Raw genomic sequence first — 8,058 nt, 5'->3', positions numbered from 1 at the left:
TCCGAAGTTTGTATTCAAGTTCTGATCCTAAGTTTGTTTTAAAATTTAGCTTCAAAGTTTTACTTCCAAGTTCTGATTCCAAGTTCTGATTCTAAGTTACGTTTCAAAGTTCTGATTCCAAGTTTTACTTCCAAGTTTTACTTCCAAGTTCTGCTTCCAGGTTCGGATTCCAAGTTTTGTTTCAATTTCTTAGTAACAATTACGAATTTTTTTAAATCGAAGAGCTTTAACCAATAATAATATCAAACGTCTTGCGGAAGATAAATGTGAAGAGATGATATGACCTGCGTAATTTCCGCTGCTGACCACTAACGTTTCGCGGCTTCAAGAAGTGGCGATGAACCAAGACCAAGCCTTCACAAATATAAACAAAACTTTTAATTAAAAACCTTTCCAATTTCTGATAAATCCCAAGCCTCGCCATTTCTTGAAACCGCTGTTGGCAGTAGTATTTTTAATCATTTTTATATTTTATTCCATAAAGTCCATTTTTGAATTTTATATGTATAGTATCACTTTTGATAATACTTTTTAGTTTTTTCTTTATCCTTAAATTTTCCAATCTATTGAGGAATTCTTCTTCCAAAACATTATTAATCGTATCGCTTTTCTTTTCGTTGATAATTTTTAAATAGTTATTTGCTTTATAATATTCAACTTTGTAGATCATTTGAGTTTGGCTTCTATCTATAAATCTGTTCGTAAATAAAACAATAGAAATAATAATATTTTGAAGTATAAACGCAATGAATAATGAATAAAATGTTACGTTCAGTAAAGGAAATAATAGAGATTTAATTTTATTTTCTTTGACTTTTAAAATACGCCAAGATAAGAAAAGCAAAATTAGAATTATAATTACAAAAATCATTTTCCAATAATAATCACTTTCAAAATTATCAATATCATTTTTTAAATAAAATTTTTTTTGGGATGGCTCGAAGTAAAATAATAAAAAAGTCATTACAATAATATAAATTATATTGTCTTTATATTTCATAAAAAGTCTTTTCATCTTTAGTATCAACTTGTTTTTTTTTTTTGGATAATATTACTGCCAACGTTTCGCGGCTTCATGAAGTGGCGATAAACCAAGACCAAGCCTTCACAAATATAGAAAAAACTTTTAATTAAAAACCTTTCCAATTTCTGATAAATCCCGAACCTCGCCATTTCTTGAAACCGCTGTTAGAAGTAGTTTTTTATATTTCGATTTAATAATTTCCCAATATATTCAAAATCATAATTTTTTAGTTTGAAAGATGCGTATTCCTTTTCAATTTCAGTATTCGAAATATCTTTTTTTATGATATTTCCATTATAATCTAAATAGTACCAAATATCGTTCTTCTTTACAGCAAATTTATCAATATGATTTTCATTTTCCCAACCATAAAAATCAAAATCTACTATAAGTGCATCATAATCAAATGGAATGACTATTGAGTTTTTTGAATTTAGAACTCCATATTTATTATTTATTTTTCCTTTTATTATCTTGTCATTATAAAAGTGTAACGAATCATAAGAAACTGGAATCATAATTTTACCATTATGTTTTATTAATCCAATTTTATTTTCTTTAGTAACATAATGTGCTTTTGGTCCATATTCAACCCAACTTGTTATTTTGTCGTAAATTATAGGAATTAGAACATTGTTATTATATTTTAAAACTCCAACTTTATTATCTTTTCTAACTATAAAATTATCTTTTCCATTTAATTTTTCATAGCAACAAGCAGTATTAATATTTTGATAAAAATTCGGAATAATTATTTTGCCATCTTGATTTATTACGCCCCATAAATTATTTTCTTTTGTAAATAAATAATCTCCTCTTTTCGATTTACAAATTGTATCAAATTTGAAATCTCCATTAATAGTATCTTTTGAGATTGCAAATTTTTTATTGTTTTCGATTATAAATTTACCATTATCAAGCTCATCAATAACTTTGGTTTGACTAACTGCATTTAAGCAAAAAAAGAATAAAATTATTACATATTTTTTTTTCATTATATATTCTTTTTCGTCATTTTTTGGCAAAATTACTTCTAACGTCCCGCGGCTTGGCGGCAGTTGGGGATTTGGTTAGCCAATTGTATCGAATAAAAAACCAACTTCCAAACACAAAACCAACTTTAAAGTTAGCCTAAAACCCCAATTGCGCCAAACCGCTGTTAGGCGATGTTATTGATAATATTCAATTTTTCTTTCCCACACAAAATCAATTTCTCCATTCAAACTTCTTTTTTTCGTTATCCAATTATCGTAATTATCATATACATATTCAAAAGAAGTTTCGTGGTTTTGCTTTCCATTTTTATCAAACCATTTCTGAGAAATTAAATTATTTAATGAATCATATTCAGATTTGAACTTTGTAAATCTGCCATCTGTGCAATTCATATATTCTTCAATTTGATTTCCTTTTTTATCATAAGTAAAAGTTCTAGTAGTTTTTTCCTTTCTAGCTTCGTTATCGAATATTTCTTCTAATAATTGATTGTTTGAGTTGAACTTAGAATTAGTTATGGTTTTGTATTTATATTTAAAATTGTTATAAATGTATTCCGTGCAATTTCCATTCGCATCATATGAATATGATTGGGTTTCTATTAGGAAATCATTTAGATCATAAGCTTTAACATTAATTATTTTACCATTTTTGTCAATTTCGTTTAATAAATACCTTTTTATCTTTCCATTATTGTCTTTTATAATTGATTTTAATACTTTGCCATTTTCATTTAAAACTGTAGTTGTTTTTTCATATAAACTTCCATCCATTTCAAATTGTGTGCTACTTAATAATTCTCCTACATTGTTATACTCGCTAATTTTGTTTTTGTTTTTTTCTAATGCGATTGTTCGTTCAATTAATCCAGTTCTCTTTGCATAGTATGAAGCTTCAGTAATGGATTTGAATTTAGGAATTTCTTTATTATTAATGTTTTCATCATTATTAATTAAGAAAGAAAAGAAAGTAATTAAAAAGAATATTGTTCTCATTTTTTTTGTGTTAATATCGCCTAACGTGTCGCGGCTTCGAGAAGTGGCGATGAACCAAGACCAAGCCTTCACAAATATAACCAAAATTTTTAATTAAATACCTTTCCGATTTCAAATAAATCCCGTGCCTCGCCATTTCTTGAAACCGCTGTTGGTGGCAGTTTTTTTTATTCTGTTGGCGTATTCTTGTAATTATTTCTTTTTTTCTTACTGTTTTTTAAGTCTTTTATCGGGTTTTGGCTTTCAATATTTACGTTAGAAAATGCAGATGCAACATTTCTATTCCAATGGTCAAATGAATTCATTATTTGGTCTAAATTGACTTCTTTAAGAAGTTGGTCTTTATGTTGTTTGTATAAAAAATGTAAAAAATATGTAGCCATTTTTCTTTTGGTAAACCTCATAGCTTGGTCAAAACTTGAAATTGTTATCTTTGATCCTAATATTAATATGGTTGTTGCAATAGCCCCCAATGCTGTACTTCTGAAAATTAAATATGTTACAGTTTGTGTTGGGTTTGAAGATGCTTTTATCTCTAAAAGTTGTGATTTTAGAGATAAAACAATGTGAATATATATTCCCAATGCGATTAAAATTGTTACTATAAGTATAATTATTCCATTCCGTTTTAGTTCACTAATATTATCATCTATATAAATTTTAAGTTCTTCAATAATACAATTAGTCTCTTCGTTGTCAGTAATATGATGTTGTTCTTTAATTGCTCTTGTCTTTTTTGGCTTATCATCTTCGCCACCAATAATTGATTCTATTTTGCTCATTTTTTGTTTTGATTTAAAATTGCTTTAGATTCTTGAGTCTGTGCCAAAATTGCCACCAACGTTTCGCAGCTACAAGAAGTTGCGGACTTCATTCACTGACAATTACAAATATAGGCAAAACTTTGATTCAACAATTACCATTTCTGATAAATCCCAAGCTTAGCAATTTATTGTAACTGCTGTTATAAGCCGTTTTAATTTGTTGAATCCTCTATCAACTTTTTAAATTCTCTATCAATTTCGAAATATTTGTTTCCTTTTTTTAATTTGAACATTACTCCTTGATTAAGAAAAAGAATAAAATCTGTTCGAGATTTTGCAAAGTAAACTCTTAACGCATAAAATTTATTTTCAATCATAACATCATTTTTGAACATTTTTAACTCCTTGAGATATTGGATTATCTTTTTAGTATCACATTTTACAAGGCTTTTTTCGTTTAAATCTTTTGAAGTATATTCCTCAATTTTTTTACTTTTTTCAAACGCGTATAATTCAACTTTTTGAATATTATTCCAATCATAGTTTTCTTGGGAAAAACAATGGGATAAAACAACTAAAAAAATGAATATGCTTAATTTATATTTCATATTTTATTTTTAACGAGGTTTCCAAAAATGGCTTATAACGTTCCGGCGCTTTGCGCAGTTGCGAACTTCGGAACTAATTATTTTCTGTTAAAGATAAAATTTCTTGCGAAATGTAAACGTGAATTTACCACAAAACTCGCAATTGCGCGAAACGCCTGTTACAAGCAGGTTTTATTTGTAAATCATTTTTCGGATTAAGCTATCTTCGTTTTTTAAATATTCAAAACTATATTCCATTTCGGCTGTCTGATATTCTTCGCTTGTTGTTCTTGTTTGCCATTGTAATCTTCCTTCTGGAAAGTGAAATTGTCTTTTGTATGGAGTTTTATTTTTCATTTTTCGAGAAGTTAGTGTTACTGTCAAATCTGCAAAAACTAACTTTTCATTTTTGTAATATAAATTCAGATTTATGTTTCTGTCAAATTCTGTTTTTCCATAACGAATTCTCAACGGTAAACCTTTTGAATCATTTATGAAGTATGCTTCCCAGCCTCCATTTTTTCTTTTCGGTTTAGTATATTCAATTGGACCTTCTGCAATTCCTTCTTTTGAGTTTTCGTAAATACTGTCAATCTGCTTTACATATTTATTAACTTCATCATAAGCTTTCTTCGATTCACCATTATCCTGTCCAAACAATATTATTGGAAAGAGCAGAAGAAGTATTGTTTTACGTATTTTTCTCATAAACTTGCTTGTAACTAGTATATAGTCGCTACGTTATAACGCCTATGCAGCCAAATTGGGTAGGATAGGCGCTACTGATTAGCGTTTTTTTATCAAATATATAAAAAAAATTATAAGTCATCAAACGGACTCTTAATTTGTTGAATGTTTTTGGTGCTGACGTGGGTGTAAATCTCTGTGGTCTTGCTGCTACTGTGTCCCAATAGTTCCTGAATATAGCGCAAGTCGGTACCACTTTCTAATAAATGAGTGGCAAAACTGTGACGTAACCAATGCAATGTGGCTGGTTTTGTAATCTTGGCTTTTTGCAACGACTGTTTCATTACTTGCTGCAAACTTCGGGCATCATAGGGCATTCCAATAGTCTTGCCCTCAAACAAATATTTGGTTGGTTTATAAACCATATAATAAGCCCGAAGCATCTCCAAAATCTTCATACTTAAAGGCGCAATTCGATCTTTTTTTCCTTTAGAGTTTTTTAATAATACGATGTTACGCTTTGAATCAATATGCTTCGGCTCTAATGCTAATAACTCGCCACAACGCAAACCACAACTGTAAATCAAACTCAACATCATTTTGTGTTTTAGGTTGGTTTGTGCTTCTAAAATGGCTTTAACTTCTTGCTTACTTAATACATTAGGTAGTAACTTGGCACGTTTAGGTCGATGAATTTTTTCAAAATCAATTTTGGTGTCTTTTATGGTCTTAAAATATAATTTAACAGCATTAATAATCTGATTTTGATACGATTCAGACAATTTGTTTTTTATAATATATTCATTATGATATAAAATAATATCTTCGTTTGTCAAACAATTAATGGATTTGTCACTGAAAAATAAAAGAAAAGATTTTAAAGCATCAGAATAGGTAGCTAATGTCTTTTCGCTGTAGCGTTTGGCTCGCAACCATTGTTTAAATTTGGTAAGGGCTTCAATAGTTTCTTCGTTCGGAAGTTTGATTTCTGCAACTACAATCTTAAACTTTTCACGATAATATTCGGTATCAGGAAGATGCCATACTCTCAAAGTGTTACTCCATCGAGCACCATTCAATCGTTTTATGCGAGCAATTAAATCATCGTTTTTTTCAAAATAAACCGCAATGCGCGATTCTTTATTGTGGCTTATCAAGCGGGCTTCCCAATGCATGGCGTATATAAAATTTTTGACGTAAGTAATAGATAGGCAAATATATAGAGAATATTTTTAACCTGCAAAACTATCTGATAAAAGAAATATCGCTATACATTTTTTAGTGGAAGTATATTTATCGTTAAGTAGCTGTGCTGAACATTTAAATAGCGATACAAACGAACAGAAATCTCAACGATAAAAAAGTTGCTCTAACATAAAAAATACTTCCTACGTAATTTTCACACCATCCTAAAAAGACAAACTATAAAATTCCTAGTTCGTTCATACAAGTTTTCATTGCTTTATAAGTGCGCTCGATATCATTATCTAACCCAATAGAGAAGCGAATTAATCCATCGGTTAAGCCCATTTCTTTTTGTTCCTCCAACGGAATTTCTGATGATGTTGATGTGCCAGGCGCGCTGAATAATGTTTTGTAGAATCCTAAACTTACTGCCAAATAACCCAAGTTGCGTTCTTGCATTAATTCCATTAATTCGTTGGCTTTGTCTAAACTTCCGACATCGATAGTCATCATTCCGCCAAAACCATATTCTGGATTGATCATTGCAGCATAAATTTCGTGACTCGGATGACTTTTTAAACCTGGATAAACCGTTTTGATTCCGTCATTTTCAAACTTTTCGGCTAAATACTGTGCGTTATAACTGTGTTGTTTCATTCTAATGTGAAGTGTGCGCAAATTTTTCATCACACTAGCACTTCTAAGGCTATCCATTGTTGGTCCGAGTAACATACTTGCGCCTGAATTGACATCTTTCAAACTATTAATGAAAGCCCTTGAAGCACAAGTAACGCCTCCAACCGTGTCACTACTACCGTTAATGTATTTGGTTAAACTGTGAATCACAATATCGGCACCTAATTTAATTGGTGCCACACTAAGTGGAGAAAACGTATTATCTACAACTAAAGTCAAATTATACTTTTTTGCAATTTTAGCTAGCGAAGCAATATCGGCTACTTCTAATAACGGATTGCTTACGGTTTCGCAATACAATACTTTGGTGTTTGATGTAATAGCGGCTTCTACAACATCCAATTTGGTGATGTCTACAAAGGAAGTTTTGATTCCGAATTTAGGAGTAAAGTTTTTCAGAAAGGCATACGTGCCACCATAAATGGTTCGACTAGAAACAATGTGATCTCCAGCACTGCATAATTGCAAAAGCGTTGGAGTAATCGCACCCATTCCTGAAGCAGAAACATTAGCAGCTTCAGTACCTTCCATTGCAGCCAAAGCTTGATCTAAATATAAATTACTTGGAGACGAATGTCTTGAATATAAATAACAACCTTCGGCATTTCCTTCAAAAGTATCAAACATTGTTTTAGCGGAAAGAAATGTATATGTAGAACTATCAGAAATGGAAGGGTTTACACCACCAAATTCTCCAAAATATTGTAAGTCTTGTATTTTGTCAGCAGGATTAAAGTCGTTCATAGGGTTGATTTTTAGTTTATGGTTTGTTGTTTATGGTTTGTTGTTTATTGTTTATGGTTTGTTGTTTATGGTTTGTTGTTTATGGTTTGTTGTTTATGGTTTGTTGTTTATGGTTTGTTGTTAATGGTTTGTTGTTTATGGTTTATGGTTTGTTGTTTATGGTTTGTTGTTACTAGTTTAAGGTTTATTATTTATTGTTTATGGTTTGTTGTTAAGTATTACTTTGTTTTTTACTTTTCACTTTATACTCTTTTGAAATGGTAATTAGTTTAGCATAATTATTACGTATTGACTTATCAAAATTGCTATTTATTAGATAATTAATCAATATATACTTAATAAATTAGATTTTTAATCTAAAATTTTATTAATTACTAGTA

At 29.8% G+C, this 8,058-nt stretch carries 8 protein-coding genes; all 8 read right to left on the bottom strand.

Features of this window, described 5'->3' with window-relative positions; genetic code table 11:
* Positions 1-454: 454 nt before the first annotated feature.
* The 8 genes from Q0050_RS12285 to Q0050_RS12250 all read right to left on the bottom strand — a co-directional run bounded on the left by Q0050_RS12285 (position 455) and on the right by Q0050_RS12250 (position 7,678).
* Complete coding sequence (locus Q0050_RS12285) at positions 455-1,000, bottom strand: hypothetical protein (protein WP_298396197.1); 546 nt, start codon at positions 998-1,000, stop codon at positions 455-457.
* Between the two features lie 188 nt (positions 1,001-1,188).
* Positions 1,189-2,019 carry a WG repeat-containing protein gene (locus Q0050_RS12280; RefSeq protein WP_298396193.1) on the bottom strand — a complete coding sequence of 277 codons (831 nt, stop codon included), beginning with the start codon at positions 2,017-2,019 and terminating at the stop codon, positions 1,189-1,191.
* A gap of 174 nt (positions 2,020-2,193) precedes the next feature.
* Entirely contained in the window at positions 2,194-3,015 is an 822-nt protein-coding gene (locus Q0050_RS12275; RefSeq protein ID WP_298396190.1) for a hypothetical protein, read from the bottom strand.
* 167 nt (positions 3,016-3,182) lie between these two features.
* Positions 3,183-3,797: a hypothetical protein gene (locus tag Q0050_RS12270; protein WP_298396186.1), complete on the bottom strand. Its 615-nt coding sequence runs from the start codon at positions 3,795-3,797 to the stop codon at positions 3,183-3,185.
* A 194-nt stretch (positions 3,798-3,991) separates the two neighbouring features.
* A complete protein-coding gene (locus Q0050_RS12265) occupies positions 3,992-4,387 on the bottom strand; it encodes a hypothetical protein (RefSeq protein WP_298396183.1) in 396 nt (131 codons plus the stop codon).
* Positions 4,388-4,558: 171 nt separating this feature from the next.
* A complete protein-coding gene (locus Q0050_RS12260; protein ID WP_298396180.1) occupies positions 4,559-5,074 on the bottom strand; it encodes a hypothetical protein in 516 nt (171 codons plus the stop codon).
* 110 nt (positions 5,075-5,184) lie between these two features.
* Positions 5,185-6,228: a site-specific integrase gene (locus Q0050_RS12255; RefSeq protein WP_298396177.1), complete on the bottom strand. Its 1,044-nt coding sequence runs from the start codon at positions 6,226-6,228 to the stop codon at positions 5,185-5,187.
* Positions 6,229-6,475: 247 nt separating this feature from the next.
* The gene (locus Q0050_RS12250) at positions 6,476-7,678 is read right to left on the bottom strand and encodes an aminotransferase class I/II-fold pyridoxal phosphate-dependent enzyme (RefSeq protein WP_298396174.1); all 1,203 of its coding nucleotides are present in this window, start codon (positions 7,676-7,678) and stop codon (positions 6,476-6,478) included.
* Positions 7,679-8,058: the final 380 nt, after the last annotated feature.

The sequence above is a fragment of the Flavobacterium sp. genome, from assembly GCF_027483985.1.
Classification (GTDB): Bacteria; Bacteroidota; Bacteroidia; order Flavobacteriales; family Flavobacteriaceae; genus Flavobacterium.
Note: the sequence above shows the minus strand (reverse complement) of the source record. Positions and strands in the feature narration are given on the sequence as shown.

Bases quoted from the DNA above. Each gene is read 5' to 3' on its own strand.
- Q0050_RS12285 (WP_298396197.1), bottom strand. From the start codon at position 1,000: ATGAAATATAAAGACAATATAATTTATATTATTGTAATGACTTTTTTA.
- Q0050_RS12280 (WP_298396193.1), bottom strand. From the start codon at position 2,019: ATGAAAAAAAAATATGTAATAATTTTATTCTTTTTTTGCTTAAATGCA.
- Q0050_RS12275 (WP_298396190.1), bottom strand. From the start codon at position 3,015: ATGAGAACAATATTCTTTTTAATTACTTTCTTTTCTTTCTTAATTAAT.
- Q0050_RS12270 (WP_298396186.1), bottom strand. From the start codon at position 3,797: ATGAGCAAAATAGAATCAATTATTGGTGGCGAAGATGATAAGCCAAAA.
- Q0050_RS12265 (WP_298396183.1), bottom strand. From the start codon at position 4,387: ATGAAATATAAATTAAGCATATTCATTTTTTTAGTTGTTTTATCCCAT.
- Q0050_RS12260 (WP_298396180.1), bottom strand. From the start codon at position 5,074: ATGAGAAAAATACGTAAAACAATACTTCTTCTGCTCTTTCCAATAATA.
- Q0050_RS12255 (WP_298396177.1), bottom strand. From the start codon at position 6,228: ATGCATTGGGAAGCCCGCTTGATAAGCCACAATAAAGAATCGCGCATT.
- Q0050_RS12250 (WP_298396174.1), bottom strand. From the start codon at position 7,678: ATGAACGACTTTAATCCTGCTGACAAAATACAAGACTTACAATATTTT.